The sequence below is a fragment of the Helicobacter sp. MIT 21-1697 genome (assembly GCF_026241255.1).
In the GTDB taxonomy this organism is placed as follows: Bacteria; Campylobacterota; Campylobacteria; order Campylobacterales; family Helicobacteraceae; genus Helicobacter_C.
Map to the genome: position 1 here is coordinate 174,307 of NZ_JAPHNC010000004.1, position 20,858 is coordinate 195,164.

At 37.6% G+C, this 20,858-nt stretch carries 25 protein-coding genes; 20 read left to right on the plus strand and 5 right to left on the minus strand.

What is annotated here, in order from left to right:
• Positions 1-96: 96 nt before the first annotated feature.
• Positions 97-486, plus strand: a complete 390-nt coding sequence (locus OQH61_RS05585; RefSeq protein WP_266026331.1) for a hypothetical protein — start codon at positions 97-99, stop codon at positions 484-486.
• On the opposite strand, the gene OQH61_RS05590 is transcribed toward OQH61_RS05585, so the two are convergent.
• A complete protein-coding gene (locus OQH61_RS05590; RefSeq protein ID WP_266026333.1) occupies positions 476-1,207 on the minus strand; it encodes a triose-phosphate isomerase in 732 nt (243 codons plus the stop codon). The two genes, OQH61_RS05585 and OQH61_RS05590, sit on opposite strands and share 11 nt — an antisense overlap.
• A gap of 195 nt (positions 1,208-1,402) precedes the next feature.
• On the opposite strand from OQH61_RS05590, the gene OQH61_RS05595 reads away from it, so the two are divergent.
• The 3 genes from OQH61_RS05595 (at position 1,403) to OQH61_RS05605 (ending at position 5,753) form a co-directional block, all read left to right on the plus strand.
• Positions 1,403-2,467 carry a cytochrome-c peroxidase gene (locus OQH61_RS05595; RefSeq protein ID WP_323054036.1) on the plus strand — a complete coding sequence of 355 codons (1,065 nt, stop codon included), beginning with the start codon at positions 1,403-1,405 and terminating at the stop codon, positions 2,465-2,467.
• A gap of 114 nt (positions 2,468-2,581) precedes the next feature.
• The gene (polA, locus tag OQH61_RS05600; RefSeq protein WP_266026335.1) at positions 2,582-5,320 is read left to right on the plus strand and encodes a DNA polymerase I; all 2,739 of its coding nucleotides are present in this window, start codon (positions 2,582-2,584) and stop codon (positions 5,318-5,320) included.
• A 127-nt stretch (positions 5,321-5,447) separates the two neighbouring features.
• A complete protein-coding gene (locus OQH61_RS05605; RefSeq protein ID WP_266026337.1) occupies positions 5,448-5,753 on the plus strand; it encodes a hypothetical protein in 306 nt (101 codons plus the stop codon).
• Here the strand turns inward: OQH61_RS05605 and OQH61_RS05610 are convergent.
• Positions 5,721-5,969 carry a helix-turn-helix transcriptional regulator gene (locus tag OQH61_RS05610; protein WP_266026338.1) on the minus strand — a complete coding sequence of 83 codons (249 nt, stop codon included), beginning with the start codon at positions 5,967-5,969 and terminating at the stop codon, positions 5,721-5,723. The genes OQH61_RS05605 and OQH61_RS05610 overlap by 33 nt on opposite strands.
• 47 nt (positions 5,970-6,016) lie before the next feature.
• Here OQH61_RS05610 and OQH61_RS05615 point away from each other — a divergent pair, with 47 nt between their 5' ends.
• Positions 6,017-6,649 (plus strand): hypothetical protein, encoded by a 633-nt coding sequence (locus tag OQH61_RS05615; protein WP_266026339.1) that lies wholly within the window; start codon positions 6,017-6,019, stop codon positions 6,647-6,649.
• 74 nt (positions 6,650-6,723) lie between these two features.
• Here the strand turns inward: OQH61_RS05615 and OQH61_RS05620 are convergent, their stop codons facing one another.
• Genes OQH61_RS05620 through ribE form a run of 3 tightly spaced genes read right to left on the minus strand, consistent with a single transcriptional unit; the run spans position 6,724 to position 8,823 of the window.
• Positions 6,724-7,902, minus strand: a complete 1,179-nt coding sequence (locus tag OQH61_RS05620) for an ABC transporter permease (RefSeq protein WP_266026340.1) — start codon at positions 7,900-7,902, stop codon at positions 6,724-6,726.
• Positions 7,899-8,180 (minus strand): EscU/YscU/HrcU family type III secretion system export apparatus switch protein, encoded by a 282-nt coding sequence (locus tag OQH61_RS05625; protein ID WP_266026367.1) that lies wholly within the window; start codon positions 8,178-8,180, stop codon positions 7,899-7,901. The genes OQH61_RS05620 and OQH61_RS05625 overlap by 4 nt, the downstream gene beginning before the upstream one ends.
• Before the next feature lie 4 nt (positions 8,181-8,184).
• A complete protein-coding gene (ribE, locus tag OQH61_RS05630) occupies positions 8,185-8,823 on the minus strand; it encodes a riboflavin synthase (RefSeq protein WP_266026342.1) in 639 nt (212 codons plus the stop codon).
• A 109-nt stretch (positions 8,824-8,932) separates the two neighbouring features.
• On the opposite strand from ribE, the gene OQH61_RS05635 reads away from it, so the two are divergent.
• The 15 genes from OQH61_RS05635 to OQH61_RS05705 all read left to right on the plus strand — a co-directional run.
• Positions 8,933-9,700, plus strand: a complete 768-nt coding sequence (locus OQH61_RS05635; protein WP_266026368.1) for a TatD family hydrolase — start codon at positions 8,933-8,935, stop codon at positions 9,698-9,700.
• A 17-nt stretch (positions 9,701-9,717) separates the two neighbouring features.
• Positions 9,718-10,845, plus strand: a complete 1,128-nt coding sequence (locus tag OQH61_RS05640) for a lytic transglycosylase domain-containing protein (RefSeq protein ID WP_266026344.1) — start codon at positions 9,718-9,720, stop codon at positions 10,843-10,845.
• 14 nt (positions 10,846-10,859) lie between these two features.
• Positions 10,860-11,756 (plus strand): septal ring lytic transglycosylase RlpA family protein, encoded by an 897-nt coding sequence (locus tag OQH61_RS05645; RefSeq protein WP_266026346.1) that lies wholly within the window; start codon positions 10,860-10,862, stop codon positions 11,754-11,756.
• Between the two features lie 46 nt (positions 11,757-11,802).
• Positions 11,803-12,390: an imidazoleglycerol-phosphate dehydratase HisB gene (gene hisB / locus OQH61_RS05650; protein WP_266026369.1), complete on the plus strand. Its 588-nt coding sequence runs from the start codon at positions 11,803-11,805 to the stop codon at positions 12,388-12,390.
• Entirely contained in the window at positions 12,387-12,881 is a 495-nt protein-coding gene (locus OQH61_RS05655; protein WP_266026348.1) for a KdsC family phosphatase, read from the plus strand. Before hisB ends, OQH61_RS05655 begins: the two co-directional genes overlap by 4 nt.
• Positions 12,862-13,395 (plus strand): hypothetical protein, encoded by a 534-nt coding sequence (locus tag OQH61_RS05660; protein ID WP_266026349.1) that lies wholly within the window; start codon positions 12,862-12,864, stop codon positions 13,393-13,395. Before OQH61_RS05655 ends, OQH61_RS05660 begins: the two co-directional genes overlap by 20 nt.
• A complete protein-coding gene (lptA, locus tag OQH61_RS05665; protein ID WP_266026350.1) occupies positions 13,395-13,850 on the plus strand; it encodes a lipopolysaccharide transport periplasmic protein LptA in 456 nt (151 codons plus the stop codon). The genes OQH61_RS05660 and lptA overlap by 1 nt, the downstream gene beginning before the upstream one ends.
• Positions 13,851-13,899: 49 nt before the next feature.
• Positions 13,900-14,568, plus strand: coding sequence for a ribosome biogenesis GTP-binding protein YihA/YsxC (gene yihA / locus OQH61_RS05670; protein ID WP_266026351.1), 669 nt, complete (start codon positions 13,900-13,902; stop codon positions 14,566-14,568).
• Positions 14,558-15,028 carry an N-acetyltransferase gene (locus tag OQH61_RS05675; RefSeq protein WP_266026352.1) on the plus strand — a complete coding sequence of 157 codons (471 nt, stop codon included), beginning with the start codon at positions 14,558-14,560 and terminating at the stop codon, positions 15,026-15,028. The genes yihA and OQH61_RS05675 overlap by 11 nt, the downstream gene beginning before the upstream one ends.
• The gene (locus OQH61_RS05680; RefSeq protein WP_266026354.1) at positions 14,992-15,444 is read left to right on the plus strand and encodes a hypothetical protein; all 453 of its coding nucleotides are present in this window, start codon (positions 14,992-14,994) and stop codon (positions 15,442-15,444) included. The genes OQH61_RS05675 and OQH61_RS05680 overlap by 37 nt, the downstream gene beginning before the upstream one ends.
• Positions 15,441-17,228 (plus strand): penicillin-binding protein 2, encoded by a 1,788-nt coding sequence (mrdA, locus tag OQH61_RS05685; protein WP_266026355.1) that lies wholly within the window; start codon positions 15,441-15,443, stop codon positions 17,226-17,228. The genes OQH61_RS05680 and mrdA overlap by 4 nt, the downstream gene beginning before the upstream one ends.
• A 24-nt stretch (positions 17,229-17,252) precedes the next feature.
• Entirely contained in the window at positions 17,253-18,242 is a 990-nt protein-coding gene (gene pseB / locus OQH61_RS05690) for a UDP-N-acetylglucosamine 4,6-dehydratase (inverting) (RefSeq protein WP_266026371.1), read from the plus strand.
• A 74-nt stretch (positions 18,243-18,316) separates the two neighbouring features.
• The gene (locus tag OQH61_RS05695) at positions 18,317-18,811 is read left to right on the plus strand and encodes a ferritin (protein ID WP_266026356.1); all 495 of its coding nucleotides are present in this window, start codon (positions 18,317-18,319) and stop codon (positions 18,809-18,811) included.
• A gap of 81 nt (positions 18,812-18,892) precedes the next feature.
• Complete coding sequence (gene coaBC / locus OQH61_RS05700; RefSeq protein ID WP_266026358.1) at positions 18,893-20,131, plus strand: bifunctional phosphopantothenoylcysteine decarboxylase/phosphopantothenate--cysteine ligase CoaBC; 1,239 nt, start codon at positions 18,893-18,895, stop codon at positions 20,129-20,131.
• Positions 20,131-20,858: hypothetical protein (locus OQH61_RS05705; protein ID WP_266026360.1), on the plus strand; the 728-nt coding region annotated here is incomplete at its 3' end. The genes coaBC and OQH61_RS05705, both read left to right, overlap by 1 nt.

The window sequence follows — 20,858 nt, forward strand, 5'->3', positions numbered from 1 at the left end:
AAGTAAAATATAAAAAATAATGATTACAATTTGACTTTTGTTTCTTTATTTATTAAAGAGCAAAAATATTTCAATTTACCTTTTAAGGAGAATCGTATGAAAAAGTTAAGTTTAGTTGCGTGTGCTGCTATTTTGGCAGGGTGTCTCTCAAGTAGTCCTACACCACAGGCGGAATTAGAAAAAAATGTTGAGCGAAATATTGCTGCAAAAAATGAGCTTTTGTTTAAAGAGACTTTTGGCAAAGCCCTCAATGAAGAAGATGCTCAAAAGCTCAATGAATGTGTAGCAGCAGCTCTTACCACACAGCTTACACAAAATGAAAAACTAGTTTTGGGTGGTAATGCTAAGGAAAAACTAGAAGCTAAAAATGATTTAGAATCTGCTTCAAAGAAAATAACGATTGCAAGCAGCGAATCTAAGGCTGCAATTAAAACTTGTGGCACTACACTTGGTGTTGCTAAGGCAATAAGCAAGATTAAGCTTTAAGCCCAGCTCGGATAATCTCTGCAAAGCTTTGTATATTGAGGCTTGCAGAGCCCACCAACACACCATCTACACAAGAAAGAGAGAGAATCTCTCCCGCATTTGAGGGATTTACACTGCCTCCATAAAGCAATGGTGCGCTCACTAATTGTGAAAGCATTTGATGTGTGGAAGTGATTTGCTCCAAGGTTGCACTCACGCCTGTCCCAATAGCCCAAATAGGTTCATACGCGATAATGAGTTTGGGATAACTTGTATCAATCCCTGCTAATTGTGCGCTTAGAAAGTCTTTAAGTGCATTTTCACCCTTTTGTCGCACACTTAAATCTTCACCAATACAATAATATATTTCAAATCCTGCCTGTGTATAGAATCTAAATTTTTCATTGATAAAATCTTGATGTTCGCCAAAAAGTGTTCGGCGTTCGCTATGTCCGATGATGAGGCGATTGATATTAAATTCTTGAAGTTGGCTTAGCCCAATCTCGCCTGTGAAGCCCCCACTCTGCGCGAAATATGCATTTTGTGCGCCGATATGAAAATGCGTGAAATCATCTGTAAGCAGTGCTGTGTGCGATGGGAAAATATCTACTTGTAGTTGAGAAGAGAGAGATTGTGTAGATGCGGAGTTTATATCTGCAAGTATAGAATCTAGTTCTGTTGCAAAGTTTATTACTTGAGCGCGTGTGAGATTTGCTTTAAAATTACCAGCGATGATAGCCATAGTAACCTCTCTTTGGGGTGTAAGATTTATTATAAAAGCCAAAATTGTATCTTAAACTTTTAAAAGTTGCAATTTAATTTTTACATTGGATAATTTTTATTTTTCAATAAGACTTCTTAATTTATAATGCAAGTTTAAGTTATGTTTTATTAAATATAAAAAAGCATAACTTTTATTTACTTTTAAGGAGAGGTTATGAAAATTCGTATTTTAGGGGGATTGCTTGTTATGAGTGTAATGCTCCAAGCTAATGATATGGTTTATGATAGTGCGCTTATTAAAAAAGCTAAAGAAGCAGGATTTACAGCAATGCCTAGTGGTAAAAAGCTCAAAGATATACAGATACAAAAAGCTAAAGAATCTAAACTTGCAGAGGCTTATCCAAACAAAATGACAAAAGAACAGATTGAATTAGGCAAGAAATTGTATTTTGATCCTCGTATATCTAGCTCTAATCTCATTTCTTGTAATACCTGCCATAATGTAGGGCTTGCAGGAGCAGATGTTGTTCCTGCAGCTATTGGACATAAATGGACGCCCAATCCATCTCATTTAAATTCTCCAACCGTGTATAATTCTGTATTTAATAGTGCGCAATTTTGGGACGGACGCTCTGCGCATTTAGGAGACCAAGCTCAAGGACCAATCCAAGCCGCACCAGAGATGAATGCTCAACCTAAAGTTGTTGTGGCTAAGATTACTTCAATTCCAGCGTATGTTGAGGAGTTTAAAAAAGCCTATGGTAAAGATGTGAATATTGATTTTAAGCTTATTGCTGACACAATCGCGATGTTTGAGCATACATTAGTTACGCCTGCGCGCATTGATAAATTTTTAGATGGAAGCTCAAAGGCTTTAAGCAGGGAAGAACAAGAGGGGTTAAATATATTTATTAATAAAGGTTGTGCTGCTTGTCATAATGGTGTGAATCTTGGTGGTTCAATGCAGGCTTTTGAAGTCGCAAAAAGCTATAAATATAAAAAGGTTGGTGGTTTTGCGGGCAATAAACAAGGCTTAGTGAAAACTCCCACTTTGCGCAATATTATGGAAACAATGCCTTATTTTCATAATGGGCAATTTTGGGATATAAAAGATGCGATTAAGGAAATGGGTGGCATACAGCTTGGCGTAAAAATCAGTGATGATGAGGCGAAAAAAATTGAAAGTTTCTTCAATGCTCTCACAGGGGATAAACCTCAAATTATCTATCCTATGCTTCCAGCAGTAACAAACAAAACACCAAAACCTACTTTTAGATAATGGCTGCATTTGAGATTCTTTATAAAGAATCTCAAATGATTTTTATAAACTTCAATTTGCAAATACAATATTTTTCAGTTATGATTTTGCATTTTCCTATTAAAGTGAGTTGAGATGAATACCTTAAGCGTAATTGATACTTTTGGATTTTTTTTTCGCAGCTTTTATGCCTTGCCACCATTAAAAAATAAAGAAGGATTCCCTACGGGATTGCTTGTGGGGTTTTGCAATTTGCTTCAATCCCTCTATAAAGACCCATCTTGCACTTATGTAGCATTTGCTCTTGAGGGTGGAGGCGAGAATAAAAGGCGACAGATTTATGATGCCTATAAGCGCAATCGCCAAAACCCACCTCAAGAATTGCTTATGCAGTTGCCCATTGCAATTGATTGGATTGAAAAAATGGGATTTTTAAATATAAGCATTGAGGGCTATGAGGCTGATGATGTGATTGCATCAATCAATAGAGTTGCAAATGCACAAAATATCGTTGTGCGCATTATTAGCCACGATAAAGATTTATATCAGCTCATTGATGAAAATACTTATATCTATGATCCTATCGGTAAAAAGGATATAAGAGAAGCCGAATGTTTGCATAAATATGGTGTGCGTCCTCAAAATTTTATAGATTATCAAAGTCTTGTTGGAGATACCAGTGATAATATAGTGGGGATTAAGGGCATAGGGGCAAAAAGTGCGCAAAAGCTTATTGCACACTTTGGCACTCTTGAATCTTTATATGAACGTGAAAGCGAGTTAGAAGAGGTTGTTACACCGCGTATTGCTCATCTTTTGCGCGAGGGAAAAGAAAATGCCTTTTTAAGCAAAAAACTTGTAACGCTTTATGATGATTTGCTTCAAAGCATTGATTTGAGCAAATGTCTTATGCCTCAAAGCAATCCTATGCTTAAAATCTTAGATGAGTTGAGAGAATATGATTTAAAAAATATTATTTCCAAAGTGCAATCTCCACACGAGCGCTATGCACAAAGAAAAAGTGCGCAAAAAGGTATAGGCTCACTCAATGATGCGCCTGATGTGAAACAATATGCCTTATCTACGCAAAACTTTCACTTTAAAGCGCATTTGCTTGATAATGTTGCGGATTTAGAATCTGTGCTTGATTCTATTCCTAGTAGCGCGAAAATAGGCTTTGACTGCGAAAGTGATAGTTTGAATATGCAAGAAGCACATTTGGTTGGATTCTCATTTTGTTTTGATGGAGAGAATGCTTATTATGTGCCTGTGGGGCATAGTTATTTGGGGGTAGGGAATCAATTAAGCCTTGAGCAAGCAAGGACAGCTCTAAAGCGCATTTTTGCATATCCGCTCATCGGGCATAATCTCAAGTTTGATTTAAGCCTGATTTTTCGCACTTTAGGGTTAGAACACACAGGAACAATTTATGATAGTATGATTTTAGGGTGGCTTTATGATAGCATTGCTCCCGTAGGGCTTGATAAGCAAATGCTCAAATGGTTTAATCACACAATGATTAGCTTTGATTCTGTGGTGGCAAAAGATGAGAATTTCTCTCAAGTGAATATTGCCGCAGCCACGCAATATGCAGCAGAAGATGCTATCGCAACTTTTCGGCTTTATCATAGACTAGAAGAAGTGTTTTATAAGCGCGAATTAAGCAGCATACTTGAACTTGCAAGCAGTCTTGAATATCCTTTTATCAAAGTGCTTCTTGCAATGGAGTGCGAGGGGATTAAAGTAGATATTGCACTTTTAGAATCCCTCAAAGAAAAGGCAAGTGAGCATATTGCGCAGCTGAGTGCGCAGATTTTTGAGCTCTGTGGCGAGACTTTTAATTTAAATTCACCTCAACAGCTTGCCCACATACTTTTTAACCGACTTGGACTAAAGGCAGGGCGCAGTGTCAAAGGTGGCTTAAGCACAGATGAGCGCACACTACTTGCCATTACTGATACTCACCCTGTGATTGCGCTGATTCTTGATTATCGCGAAGTCAATAAGCTTAAAAGCACTTATATTGAGCCATTGCTTCGTTTTGGCAGTGCAAATACTGAACACAGAATCTACACATCATTTCTCCAAAGTGGCACTGCCACAGGGCGGCTTAGCTCTAAATCTCCAAATCTCCAAAATATCCCTGTGCGGAGCGATGAGGGGCGAAAAATCCGCCAAGCCTTTATCAGCAAAGAGGGACATAGCCTCATTAGCATTGATTATTCACAAATTGAGTTGCGACTTTTGGCGCATTTTTGTAAGGATAGCTCACTTATTGAGGCTTTTATACAAGATAAAGATATTCATTTTGAGACAGCTGCGCGACTTTTTGGTGAAGAATGCGCAGCACAAAAACGCGCCATTGCCAAATCTATTAATTTTGGACTTATCTATGGTATGGGAAGCAAGAAACTTGCCCAAACGCTGCAAATCTCGCTTAAAGAGGCAAAAAATTATATAGAGAGCTATTTTGCACTTTTCCCTACGATAAAGAATTTTTTAAATGCTCAAAAGGAATTTTTGCTTGAAAATGGATATTCGCAGACATTGCTTGGACATCGGCGATATTTTGACTTCAAAAATGCTACGGATTTTATGAGAGCAAACTTTTTGCGCGAGGGGATAAACTCTATTTTTCAAGGCAGTGCGGCGGATTTGATTAAGCTTTCAATGTGTGAGATTCACAGACGCTATGAAAAAAGCGATTTTAAAATGCTTTTACAAGTGCATGATGAACTTATTTTTGAAGCTCCACAAGAAAAAGCGCACATTTATGCGCAAGAGGCAGCACAGATTATGAATCATATCTATACACTTGAAGTGCCACTTAAGTGTGGTATCTCCATAGGCAAAAATTGGGCAGAGCTCAAATAGATTCTCGTAAATCATCGTTAAAGGTGAAGTGAGTCTTAACCTTTAAGGATTCTATAAAGAAGTATGGAATATGATACGCGAATATATGGGGGCAAATGGAGTTATTTGCTTGGAGTGGGAGGCATAAATGACTCATATAGATAAAAAAATAGAGTGTTTGGGGACATCTTTTCGTTGCAATGAATTATATGAAATCAAACTCAAAAATGACAAGAGACAAGAGGTTGTTTTTAGGGTGATTCAGATTTCTTGCGATAGATTGGGCAATAAACTTACTTATCTTGAGCCAAGAGCATATTTTACAAATGGACAATCTGTGTGTTTGCAGATGTTTTTAAGCTTTTGTGATTTAGATACTTTGCAAGTGTTTGATGAAAAAGAAAAGCAAAGACTCGCGCGATTAAAAGAACTCTCTGATATTGACATTAAGTGATTTAGCTATTTTGTAGCAATACTCAAGGTTGAAGTGTTTGCCATAGCGATTGTTTTCGCAATTTGAATAAAAGGCTATGGATTTTATCCCAATATCAAGTGCAAGCTCAAGCTGCGATATACCACGCTCCTCACGCAAGATTCTGATTTTAGACGATACGCGTTTGTAAAATTCCAAAACTTCCTCTTGCGTGGCGTTACTTAAATTTTCTTGCATTTTTTACTTTATCCTATAGGATAAATTTTGAGGATAAGGGATTGGTTATGAAAAAAATGTTAATGGTAGCTTTTATAGTGATGAGTATGTATGGTGATGATGTTACGCAAAAATTGAAAGCTAAAGTAAATGATTTGAGTAATGTTTTAGCGGATATGAAAAGCAATAGAGAAGAGAATAATTTATATTTCTCCAAACACTCAGAAATAATAGATGCATACCTGCCGTATTTGAATTTAGCGCGACAAGAAGGTGATAGTTTTTCATTTGATGCCTTAGTGCAAGAGCGTGATATTAAACTTATTCCTATAAAAAAAGAAATGGAGAAATTGAATAAAGCACATGAAGTTTTATTGAAAGAATATGAAAAGATTCAAAAAGAACTTGGAGGAATAACTCTAGAATTTAGCAAAACACATACTGATGTGGCGGTTAATAGATTTGTAAAAGCAGCAAAAGATAAGAAAAATATAGAAGATAAGAAATGCGAAAAAATGTATATTCCAAAATTAGAAAGCAATAAATGTTCGCCAATGCAAAAACAAAAGTCTCAAATGTGCAAAAAGCTTGAAAGAGAGTTTCATAAATGCTTGCAAGAGGTGAATAAAAATATAGATAATGTGTATAAAGAATATTATAAAGCCGAGGAGAATCTTTTAAAGAGTTTTGTATCAAATTAGATTCAAGTATTAATTGCAGATTTCAACGAGTAAATTTATAGAATCTACACGATTGAGATAAAGGAGATTCGGATTTACTCCAAATGCTCTCTCTTGCGGTAAATTAAAATCCCAAAGATTAAAAAGAGCGTGAAAGGCAGGATTTCACACATTGTTTGAAGCGCACTCCAAAAATCCACGCCATAGTTTGCTATCTGCACATAGAGCTTGAGATAATGGCTAATAGGCAAGATTGTGTGCCAAAATGTCGCAAAACTCCCCATAGAATTAACAGGAAAGGTAAGCCCCGCAAAGGCGAAACTCGGAGCGCAATAAATCGCTGCCACAGCCAAAGCGCGTGTATGGTCAGAAAAAAGCGCATAGACAAACACACCTACCCCCGCATACGCAAAAAAAGTAAGCAATGCCCCGAGATAAAGTGTAAAGTAGCTCCCGCGACACTCAAATCCAAGAGCGTGAAAAAACATCATCATCACAATCCACCAAAATGAGAAAATCCCCGCATATGCAAAAACTTTTGTGAGGATATACACATACGCGCTGATTCCATCGGGCATTTGATTCTTTTTGCCCTTAACAAAGCCCACATCGCTCTCCTCACGCGCTAAAGAATTAATCACACAAAGAATAATAAGCATAATCCACGAGCAGGGCAAAATCCCTGTGAGTAGAAATTGCGCGTAGCTATTGTTGATATTATAAAGCGGGGTGATTTGCATGAGAATCGGTGAGCTTTTTGCCAATGCAGCGTCAAGATTCTGTGTTTGAATGAGGTTTTTGCCAAGTTTTGCTCTGACATTGCTCGTGAGGATAAGCTGCTTAAACGCACCCTCAATGGATTTTGCCACAAGCACGAGCTGCGCATTGTAATAAATGGGGATTTGGGTAAGCACTCCCTTTTTTGCTCTACTTTCAAGTCCTTTGGGGAACACAACCACCGCGTAGATTCTGACATTGCTTATATCCGCTTTTGCTTCTGTGAGGCTAGTGTAGGTTTTTGTAACACTCACAGCAGGGATTGCATCAAGGTTGAGTGCGAGTTCTTGGCTTAAGGGGCTTTTGTCCAAATCCACAATGCCAATGGGTGCGCCACGAACAAAGCTTTGAGAAAACACGCCCCATACAAAAAGCCCAAGCAGCAAAGGAGCAAGTGTGCAAAGAAAAAGTGAGAATCTATCTTGTAAAAAGCCATTGAATTCGCGTTTGAAAAAATGCACAAGGTGCGCTAAATAGGCTAATGCTTGATATTTCACTCCACAATGTCCTTGCTTAATTGCGCAGCCTTTTCACATTGTAAAAGCCATACAAAAACCTCCACCACAGCATTATACATCTGCGGTGGGATATGAGAATCAAGCGGGATTTGCAAAAGAGATTCTACAAGTAGCGCGTTAGCAAAAAGTGGCACATCAAATTCTTGCGCTTTGGCAATGATTTTGAGGGCAAGCTCGTTTTTGCCTTTTGCTACGACACGAGGTGCGCTATCATTTTGCGCATTATAGGCGAGGGCAACTGCTTTTTTATTTTTCATCTTTTTAATACCCAAGTGAGAGCGTATCAATATCGCGCCAAGAAAGAGGTGTATTGAAGTTATGCGTAGTGCCAAAAATAGACTTGAGTGTGCTTAATACGCTACGCGTGATAATATCTGTTTCAATATTGAGCTTTCTACCTACTTCAAATTGCCCAAAAAGCGTGTTTTGCAAGGTATGGGGAATAAGGGTGAGTTTAAAGGCTTTGTCATTGCACTCTATTGCTGTGAGGCTTATGCCCTCCACACATACAGAGCCTTTGGGGATAATGAGTGAGAGAATCTGCGGGGAAGATTCTATCCAAAAATCGCTTGAATCCACGTGGTGTTCAATACGACTAATGCGCCCTATCCCATCAATATGCCCTTGCACAATGTGCCCATCGAATCTATCGCCCACTTGCAAGGCTGGTTCTAAATGCACAAATGCACCTTGTGTGTAGTTTTCAAGCGCAATACTTTGTTGTGTGTGTTGGCTTAACTCCATTGCTATGCCATTTTCAAAAAGTCTCATAGCAGTGAGACACGCGCCATTAATGGCAATAGAATCTCCAAGTTGTGCTTTATAAGGTGTGATAATCTCAAGAGTATTATGTGCAAAACTCTTTACTTGGGCAATTTGGCGAACTAATCCACTAAACATTAAAAATTCCTTAGTTTGTTAAAGATAATTATGTTAGAATCGTGGCTTTATTCTAGCACAATTAGTATAATTTTAAGGATTTTTGGGCGTGAGTGCAAATTTGAGATATATGATAGATACACATTGTCATTTAGATAGTCAAAGCTTTGCAAATGATTTGGAGCAAGTCATTGCGCGGGCATTTGAGCAAAATGTCGCTAAAATCATCATTCCGGGCGCAGATATACGCACTTTGCCTCTTGCGCAGAGCATTGCCCATACATATGAAAATGTATATTTTGCTGCAGGAGTGCATCCTAATGAGATTGATAATTTTGATATAGCTGTGCTTGAAGAATATGCAAAAGATGAAAAGTGCATTGCTATTGGGGAATGTGGGCTGGATTATCATTATCTACCCCAAGATTCGCATACAAAAGAACAGCTCAAAGCACAACAAAAACAATGCTTTATTGCACAAATTGAACTCGCCTTGAAACTACAAAAGCCCCTTATCGTGCATATTAGAGAGGCAAGTACAGATAGTTTTGCAATTTTGGATTCATATAAAGAGGCGCGTGGGGTATTACACTGCTATAATGCAGATAGAATCTTGCTTGAATTGAGTGAGCGGTTTTATTATGGAATTGGTGGCGTTTGCACCTTTAAAAATGCTCGGCGACTTATTGAGGTGCTTCCGCTTATACCAAAGGAACGCATTGTGCTTGAAACTGATGCACCTTATCTCACACCTCACCCATATAGGGGGACACGCAATGAGCCGCATTATATTCCATTGATTATGCGTCAAATTGCTCAAGTGCTTGATATGAGTGAAGAGCAAGTGATAGATACAAGCACGCGCAATGCTATTACGCTTTTTAAAGAGATTCAATAAAAGAGGAAGGAATATCAATGAAAAATGCAAAGCACCATATATGCTTGATGATTTTTGCTTTATTTTGCGCAGTCAATGTGTCATTGAGCAATGAAAATGGTTTTTATACAATGACATATAATAAAAATACGAATAATGTGCTTAATTCATTTGGAGTGCATACAGCTTTTATTGTAACAATTGCAGATGATGCAAGAGCGCAGAAAATCCAAGAGAAATGGAAATATTTTGTGCAACGTTTTGAGCATAGTTATGAATTTATCCCCACACTTAAAAATATGATGGCAAAAGAGCAGATTCCCCAAGAGTTTTTATTTTTAGCTATGGCAGAATCCGAATTTGCCCCAAGTGCAAAAAGTTCCAAAAAAGCCATAGGTATTTGGCAGATTATGCCCGCGACAGGCAAAAGTTTAGGATTAGAGATTAATTCATATATTGATGAACGTAGAGACCCCATTAAAAGCACAGAGGCAGCAATAAAATATCTTAAATATCTCTATGACGCGACAGGTGAATGGTATTTGGCAGCAATGGCATATAATTGTGGGCTTGGGCGCTTAAAACGAGGCATTGAAGAAGCAGGAGGCGATAAACGCATTGAAACATTGCTTGATGAGGAGGCTCAATATATTCCAGCTGAAACGCGCAATTATATTCGCACGATTTTGGCTATGAGCTTACTTTTTAATGATGTAGATTTTTTGAAAGCTCAAAATGCTGATTATTTGCTCAATCGTGGAGCGACTGATAGTATCGCAAGTGTGAGCATTAAGGGTGGGACTTCATTGAGCGCGATTGCAAAAAGTGCGAAGATTCCATTAAGTGAATTGCAAAAATATAATCGCCATTTTACGCGCTCTTTACTTCCGCAGGGGAATAAGCGCTATAATGTCTATATTCCTTATGATAAACTGCGCACCTTTAAAAGGTATTTTAATGAAAAAAGTTATCCTCAAGAAGCTACATTTATCACTCATATCGTGCAAAAAGGCGAGAATTTAGGTGCTATTGCAAGAAGTTATAAAATCTCACTTCGTCAATTGCAAGAAGCAAATAATATCAAAGGTTCGCATATCGCAATTAATCAAAAGCTTATAATTCCTGTGCTCAAGGGTAAATCTACGGCGATTGCTGATAATAGATAGGTAAAGGAGCATCAATGAAAAGTCTAACAAAAATACAAATTATTATAAGTTTGAGTGTATTGTGTGGGCTATTTTGGGGTTGTTTAGGAAAAGATGCACAATGGAGTGAGAGTGGAGTAAAGGCAAAGGGTTTTAATGAAAGTTTTGATGATTTAGATGCTTTTAATCAAGGCATTACGCCCAATATTGGTGGCAATTCTATGCGAGAATCACCTGCCATACAAGAGGCTACTATGCGTCCTTATCAAGTTGCAGGCAAATGGTATTATCCTGAAAAAGTGAGCCTCGGAGATAAATTTGATGGCTATGCAAGTTGGTATGGTCCTGATTTTCACGCTAAAAAAACTTCTAATGGTGAAACTTATAATATGTATGCCCATACTGCGGCACATAAGACTTTTCCGATGAACACGGTTGTCAAAGTGCTCAATGTTGAAAATGGTAAAAGCACCATTGTGCGCATTAATGATAGGGGTCCATTTGTGGAAGGACGCATTATTGATTTGAGCAATGCTGCTGCACACGATATTGATATGGTAAAGGTTGGCACAGCAAAGGTGCGACTAGAAGTAATTGGATTTGGTGGTGTTATCAATAAAGACGCTAAAGTGCAGAATGTGGAGAGTGAAGATGTCTTAAGCAACGAGTTTAAAGTTGCCAACACTCCAAAGTCAGTAAGTGGTGGGGATTTTGCTATTCAGGTGGGAGCATTTAGGCGGTATGAGGGCGCACAAATTACCCAAGAGCGATATTCGCATACGCCTCCTTATCAGAGTGTGATAAAAGAATTTGAACTTAATGGTGCGCCTATTTATCGTGTATTTTTGCGAGGATTCCAAAGCGAGCAAGAAGCGCGTGATTTCTTAAAAAAGAATACGCAGATTCAAGGAGGATTTTTTATCCGCGACTAAAGAAAGACTAAAGGAGTGAGGTATGCAAGAGCAAATGTCAAAAAATATTATAGAGATTTCGCGTACAACAAAGGAGACTGATATTGCACTTAAAATGTTGCTTTATGGAAGTGGAAAGGCGCAGATTCAAAGTGGAATAGGCTTTTTTGACCATATGTTGCAATCACTCACCAAACACTCTCTTATGGATTTGGAACTTGTGTGCAAGGGTGATACATTTATTGATGGACATCATAGCATAGAAGATTGTGGTATTGTGTTGGGGAAAGCATTAGCTCAAGGTATGTATCCAGCAGAGGGCATTGAGCGATTTGGCAATGCAAGCATAGTGATGGACGAAGCGTGTGTAGAGTGTGATATTGATGTGAGCAATCGTGCTTTTCTTGTTTTTGAAACAAATGCCTATAAACTTCCATTCAAAGGCAGAGTGGGTGAGCTTGATGTGGAATTAGTTGAGGAATTTTTCCGCGCACTCTGTTTTAATGCTCATTTAAGTGTACATATTGTTCTTAAAAGGGGCAAAAATTTGCATCATATCATTGAGGCGATGTTTAAAGCCTTTGGAGTGAGTTTAAGACGCGCACTTACATTAAATCCTAGAATCCTTACGCCTTCAACAAAAGGTGTATTATGATAAAACTTTTAGTCTTTGATGTTGATGGCACACTAAGCGATGGCAAGGTGTATTATTCTCAATCGGGTGAGGAGATAAAAAGTTTTGACACGCGCGATGGTTTGGCGATTAGTGTATGGAATCGCCAAATGCGCCGTGCAAGTGCTATTATTACAGGCAGAGAATCTGATATAGTGTATAAGCGCGCAAAAGAGCTAGGCATAGAGCATATTTTTATGGGTTGTGAGCATAAAGGCAAGGTGTTGCAAGAGCTGACAGCGCAGCTTGAAATGGATATGTCTGAAGTGGCGTGTATTGGTGATGATTTGAATGATTTGAGTATGTTTAAACTCTGTGCAAAAGCGTATATGCCACAAAATGGTGCAAAAGCACTTAAAAAATATGCGTATAAGATTCTTAAACACTCTGGTGGAAATGGCGCAGTGCGTGAGATGATAGAAGATGTCTTAAAACTTAATGGAGATAAAAAGCTTGAAAAATATTTCTTATAGAATCTATGCTTTTTTTATTGTATTGCTTGGTTTTAGTTTGAGCAGCATTATATTTTTTACTTCTGATAATGCGCTTTATGCAAATATTGGCAAAGAAGTGCCAAATATTGAAATATCAGACTTTACGCTTTATCTTTTGAATGCACAATATACCCAAGCAATTTCACAAGGAAGTAAAGCACTCCGTTTTGAAGACCACGAGGAGATTTATGATATTTTTGTCAATCAAATAAATAATAAGCTCAATGAATATATGTATGCACCTTTTGTGCTAAGTAAAAATAAGCTTTATACCTTTTCTCAAGGCGCAGATTATTTGCGTATAGATGGCTTGAGTTTTTGGAGTAAATGGGGCATCTATAATTATCAAAAACGCATTTTTAAGGGCAAAGGAGATTTTATTTTACAAAACTCTACGACAAAAGCCACAGGGAAAAATATTTATTATGATATGTTTAAAGGGGATTTGAGGGCAGATTCTATCAAGGCAGATATTGCTATGGGAGAGAGATAATGCGTTGGATTATACTATGTATATGTGTATGTATGAGCGCTGCAGATACGCTTGAAGTGAGTGCGAAGACATTTCAGAGTGATTTAAAAAAAGGACTCACGCAATTAAGTGGTGAAGTGCTAGTTGTTAAAGGTGAGGATAAATTATGGGCGGATAAGGTTGTGATTGAGACAAATAAAAAAAACAAACCACAAAAATATACAGCAATAGGCAATGTCCGATTCTATGCAAAGATGCCCGATAAAGAAATGAGAGGCAAGGCAAGCAAAGCGGTCTATAATGTGATTAAAGATGAATATCAGCTTATAGATAATGCTGTGATTGAGGAGATTGGAAAAAAAAATATCATTAGGGGCAATATTATCATCTTAAATCCACAAGCCCAAGAGGCTTTTGTTAAGGGCTCAAGCCAAAAACCCGGAATGATGACTTTTATTGTGGAAGAGAAAAAATGAGAAATAAGACAAATATATATATTTGTGAGAAAAGAGGAATGAGGCAAGTATGATTCAAGTTATAGAATCTCGCTTTGTGAGTAGTGCAAGTCATTTAGATAATGCTCCACCGCCAAATGCTTCGGAGGTAGTATTTTTAGGAAGAAGTAATGTGGGTAAAAGCACACTTATTAACGCACTCTTAAATAAGCCTCTTGCCAAGAGCTCTTCTACGCCGGGAAAAACACAACTTATTAATTTTTTTGCATCTATGTGGATATGGCATAATCAAAGATTGCCACTCACTTTTATTGATTTGCCCGGTTTTGGTTATGCAAAAGTAAGCAAAAATGTCAAAAAAGAATGGGAAAAGCACCTGTTTCGTTTTTTGCTGATGCGTCAATCTATCAAGCTTTTTTTGCATCTTGTTGATGCGCGGCATACAAATATGGCTATTGATTTATCTGTGGCTACGATGTTAGCACAAATATGTAGGGCTGACCAATGTATTTTAAGAATCTATACCAAAGCCGATAAGCTTAATCAATCTGCACTCAATGCCTTACATAAGAGAGTCTATATACAAGAGGATAAAGTGCAAGACGCAGATACAGATGATATGCACACACACAGCTTACTTTTTAGTGCAGTAAATAAGAATCATCGTAAAATGGCGTCTTTAACACATTTGCGCGAGGAGATTATCAAATATACTTTAGGATTAGAAAATGGAATTTGAAATTATTAAGCCCACCCTTGCAGATATTCCACAAATGCGTGAGATTGTAAGTGTGGAAGTCAAAAATGGTGTGATTTTAGAACGAAGTGAAGATGAAATGGCAAATGCCATTCGCTCTTATCAGCTTGCTAGAGAGATTAAAAGTGGAGAGATTGCAGGATTTTGCGCTTTGTATGTGTATTCCAAAGATTTAGCCGAGGTGCGTTCTTTGGTTGTTAAAGAGAAATTTAGAGGATTAGGCTTAGGAAGCAAACTTATACAAATGGCATTGCAAGAGGGAAGAGAGCTTGGCATAAAGGAAGTTTTAACGCTTACTTATAAAGCGAATTTGTTTCAAAGGTTAGGTTTTGCTATAATAGAAAAATCGTTTTTGCCAAATCACAAAATATGGGCGGATTGTATCAAATGCAAACATTTTCCAATATGCGACGAAATAGCACTCATAAACAAACTCTCATAGCTTTTGTTTTATTTGTAGGTCTTTATATTTATGAGAGTCTAGCAAGTATGTGGATATGGCTACCACCATTTATTGGTGTATGCTTTATTTTGTTTTTGCGTTTTGATAAAGAAGATAATGTTTATGGATTCTTAGCTATACTTTGGGGAGTAGCTCTTATAGAGGCACAGAATAATTTACCTCTAGGTATGGTTTTTGGTTTATTTTTATTTCTTTCTTGGTTTGTTGTCTCTCGGATTCAGATTATATTAAGCACACTTCGCACAGCAAGGATTGTTTATGTTATTTTAACCTATGTGAGTTTTTATATTATGCTCTCTTTATTTGATGCTTTTATGGGAAGTGCTATTACCCCGAGTATATGGATTGTATTCTATTATATTAGTATTGAAATTCTTATAGTGATATTCCTATGATTAATTTGCGTTATCGGTTGCTTATTTTCTTTTTTATCGCAGTGTGGTTTATTATTCTCATACGTCTTTTTGTGGTAAATGTTATTAATCACGAGTATTATGAAAAGTTTGCCGAGAAAAATATTACAAAAACTGAAGTGCTCGTGCCAATGCGTGGGTTAATTTTTGATAGAAATACTGAACCTTTAGCAATCAATGAAATAGGGTTTTCTATCTCACTTATGCCCAAAATACGCAATAATCATATTATAGAATCCGAAATTGAACGCATTATTTCATTTTTACCCTCACTTGATAAAGAAGTGCTGTTCAATCTCTACAAAAAAAATAATCACGCCTATAATCATTCGCCCATAGAAATTGTAAATTTTGTCCCTTACGCACAAATGTTGAGCATTTATGCGTATTTAAAACGTTCCCCTTATGTTGTTATTGCTGCTAATAGTAAGCGCTTATATCCAAATGAAAGTGCGGCTTCGCACGTTATCGGCTATGTGTCAAAGGCAAATGATAAAGACATACAAAATAATCCCCTCTCTCAATACAGCAAAGTTATTGGCAAAGAAGGCATTGAGAAGTTTTATAATTCATATTTGCAAGGTGAGGCAGGATATAGAAAATCTCATATTAATTCTCTCCACAAAGAAATCAAGCTTTTAAAAGAAGATAGTGTGTTTAAACGCAATGATTTATATTTATCACTTGATTTAAAACTCCAAGAGAGCATTGATTCAGAATTTACAGAGCGCTCTGGAGCTGTGATTGTGATGAATGTGCATAATGGCGAGATACTTGCAGCAGGAAGTTATCCTGAATATAACATTAATTGGTTTGTTGATGGCATTAGTTATAAAAATTGGCAGGAGCTTATTGAGAATGTCCATAAACCGCTTATTAATAAGCTTGTATATGGGCGTTATCCGCCCGGCTCTGTTATCAAAATGGGTATGGTTTTGGCATTTTTGCAATATGCTGGCATTACTGAAAGCACCTTAATACAAACACCGCCTTTTATAGAATTTGGTGGGAGAAAGTTCCGCGATTGGAAAGCATCAGGGCACGGCAGTGCTGATGCACTCAAGGCAATTAGAGAATCTGTAGATGTGTATTTTTATTTGCTTTCACAAAGAGCAGGGATTGATAATATGGCGAGTGTGTTGCGCCAAATGGGTATAGGTGAGCTTACAGGCGTGGATATTCCTAATGAAGTAAGTGGCATACTTCCTACGCCTGAATGGAAACTCCAACGTTATGGTGAGCAATGGTATAAGGGTGATACGATTACAACTTCCATTGGACAGGGGTATTTTCTTGCTACACCTATGCAAATTGCTCGTTATACTGCACTTATTGCATCAGGTAAATTGGTAACACCACATTTTGCAAAGGAATTTAATGAGCGGAGAGTAGAATTTGAAGCCAAAGATATTTTAAGTGATTTTCAAAAATCTAAACTTGATATTTTGCGTAAAGGTATGTATCAAGTATGCTCTATGCCCGGTGGGACAGCATATTATCGCACACAAGGCACAAGAGTAAGCCTTGCGTGTAAGACAGGAACAGCGCAAGTGGTAGGTATTCCTCAAGATATACAAAGACGAACGAGAGAGGTAGATATGGAGTATTTTCATCGCTCTCACGCTTGGATTACTGCATTTTTGCCTTATGAGAATCCTCAATATGCAGTTACAATTCTCATAGAACACGGCGGACACGGAGGAAGTGGCGGACCTGTGCTTGTGAAGATTGCAAATAAGCTTAAAGAGCTGGGCTATATTCAATGATTTAAGGAGAGTAAAGTGGGGCATTTGATAGATTCTAAGAGTATTTTGATTACAGGTGGCACCGGGAGTTTTGGTAAAAAATTTGTTGAGATTGTTTTAAAATATCATAATCCAAAGAAAATTATTGTGTATAGTCGCGATGAATTAAAGCAATATGAAATGGCGCAGGTTTTTAATGATAAGCGAATGCGCTATTTTATTGGCGATGTGCGTGATAAAAATCGGCTAGAGAGTGCGCTTGATGGGGTGGATATTTGTATCCACGCGGCTGCACTTAAACACGTGCCTATTGCTGAATACAATCCTATGGAATGTATCAAAACAAATATTGATGGTGCGAGCAATGTCATTAGCGCGTGTTTAAACAATAATGTTGGGCATATTATTGCTCTTAGCACAGATAAAGCTGCAAACCCTATCAATCTCTATGGGGCGACAAAGCTCTGCTCTGATAAACTTTTTATCACCGCGAATAATATTAAAGGCAATAGGGATTGTAAATTCAGTGTAGTGCGCTATGGGAATGTTGTGGGTTCGCGTGGTTCGGTTATTCCATTTTTTCAAAAGCTTATTCAACAAGGAGCAAAGGAGTTGCCTATTACTGATGAGCGTATGAGTAGATTTTTTATTACTCTAGAATCTGGCGTAGAATTTGTGCTTACAAACCTTGAGCGTATGCACGGAGGTGAGATATTTATACCAAAGATTCCAAGTGTGAAAATTACACAGCTTGCACACGCACTTGCTCCTTACTTACCCCATAAAATTATTGGCATACGTCCGGGCGAAAAACTCCACGAAGTAATGGTGCCACGCGATGATTCACATTTGTGCGTGGAATTTGAACACTTTTTTATCCTTATGCCTACTATTAATTTTCAAACACCTGTTGATTATTACAAAACACTTAAGGGAGAGAGTGGAGTGCCTGTGCAATCGGGCTTTGAATACAGCAGTGAGAGCAATTCTTGGTGGCTTGAAAAAGATGAAATTCTCAAAATTATCCAAAAATGATAAAATTTTAAGCAAGTTATCAGAAAGTACATTTTACAATCACGAGTTTTCAAATTCTCATTAAAGGATACAAAATGATTTCAGCTAATATTGTCAAGATGCTTAATGAACAAATTGCAAAAGAGATGTATGCGGCAAATCTTTATTTGAGTATGAGCTCTTGGTGCTATGAAAATAGCTTTGATGGTGCAGGATTGTTTTTATTTCAGCACGCTGATGAGGAAAGCGGACACGCAAAACGTTTAATTACTTATCTTAACGAAACAGATTCTAAGGTAAGTATCGCACAAGTAGCAGCGCCAGAATCAAGATTTAAAAGCTTACTTGATGTATTTGAGAAAACCTATGCTCACGAGCAAAAAATCACTCAATCTATCAATAAGCTTGTAGATTTCACGCTTCAAAACAAGGATTATCCAACATTCAATTTCTTGCAATGGTATGTGAGTGAGCAGCACGAAGAGGAAGCGCTCTTTCGTGGTATCGTAGATAAAATTAAACTCATTGGCTCAAAAGACGATGGTCCCTATCTCGCTGATAGATTCATTAAAGAACTTACTTCAAAATAACCTCAAAATAAGCTCCCTTATGCTAGATTCTATATAGAATCTAGCTTTTGTAAAACTCATAGTGTAAGCAAAGGAGAGCAAATGCAATATATATTTGAAGATAAAAAAATCCTTATTCTTGTGAGTGGCTCTATTGCTGCGTATAAAATGCTTGATTGTATCTCACAGCTGATAAAATTTGGCGCACATATAAGAGTTGTTATGAGCAAAGAATCTCGTGCATTTATCCAACCGCTTAGCTTTGAAGCCATCAGCCATAACATTGTTTTACACGATGAGAATCAATCGTGGCATAACTCTGCGCAAGAAGTAAGCCCTAATCATATTTTTTATGCAAAATGGGCAGATATTGTCCTTATCGCTCCAGCTACTGCAAATACTATTGCAAAAATTGCTTGCGGCATTGCTGATAATGTCTTGCTTTCTACACTTTTGGCAAGCTCTGCGCCCAAACTCTTAGCTCCTGCAATGAATACAGCTATGCTTAATGCTCCTCAAACTCAAAATAATCTCGTTGCACTTGCAGATATGGGTTATGAAATCATTGCTCCGCGTTCAAGTATCCTTATGTGCGGAGATGAGGGAGAAGGGGCACTTGCACAAGTGGAGGAGATTATTTATAGGCTTGGCAGAGGGCTTATGAAAGATGCATTTTGGCATAAGCGCAATATTATTATCAGCGGTGGAGGTTCAAAGGAAAGCATAGATGAGGTACGTTATATTTCTAATCGTAGCAGTGGCAAGCAGGCAAGTTATCTCGCCTTAGCTTTGTATATGCTTGGTGCGGAGGTAACCTTTATTTCAAGTGCATTTCCGTTTGCATTGCCTTTGGATATAAAATGCGCGAATGTAGAGAGTGTAACGGCATTTGATGATGCAATTTACACAGCACTTGATAGGCTAGATTCTATGACATCTCAACCTATTGTTTTTATGGCAGCAGCTCTTGCGGATTATGCACCAAAGCCCCAAATTGGCAAACTCAAAAAAGAGCACATTGGAGAGAAACTCACTCTTGAATGCCTTAAAACAAAAGATATTTTAGCTTCTCTTTCATCGCAAAAGGCGTATAAAGTAGGCTTTAAGGCGGAAGTTGATGATAAAAACGCACTGCAATATGCACAAAATATGCTAGAGACAAAGAAGTGTGAAATGGTATGCTTGAATATTATAGATTCTCAAAATCCTTTTGGTGGAGAAACAAATAGGGTAAAAATAATTACCCATAAAGACATACAAGAGGTGAGTGGCTCAAAGCTTGAAGTTGCTTTTGATATTGCTAGAGCGTTTTCACAATTACATTCTCTTAAAGGTGAGTGATGATACAAAAGCTGCAAAAGCTTTCGCATTTGTTAAAAAATAGCCAACAAACCCCAGCAGCTTATAATGCTTCACTTCCTATATTAATACGCGTTATTCAAAAACTAAAAGGCGACATATATCTTTTGCAAATTGGCGCACAGCAGATGCAAACAAAAAGCCATAAAGCGCTTATTGTGGGTGAGAGATATTGGGGGGAAATGGGGCGAAGTTCGCTCGGACATATTACTTTACACAATCTTATTTTGCAGCCTAAAATTTTGGATTTTTTTCATAATGCGCCATTGAAATTCACTCTTCAAGATTTGCAAGATTTGGGGGGACAAAGTGATATTTTTGAGGGTTTTAAAGATTTTATTGCGCATAAGCTTACACAGGCGGGGAGCAAGGAGGAGTTTTTATTTTTAAGCAATATATTACTTGGGCTAAAAAGCGGCGTTTTAAGTCTTATGATTAATGAAAAAGATGAGATATTGCAGATAAAAAAATATGCCTCAAACAAAGTGCGTTTTAGTGCGATAATGCCACTTTTGGGGATTATTTCAGGGGAAATCGGGATATATGAGGGAGGGAATACTTTAGATATAAAAGTCCTTTATGAAACGACAAGGGCGATGCTAGAGAAAAATCTCAATGCGCTTAAAGGGTTTAAGGTGAGCAAAATCTCTGTGGATACAAACCTTTCGCCTTTGTATGAATTTAAAGAATCCCTCCTTGATGTGCGAGG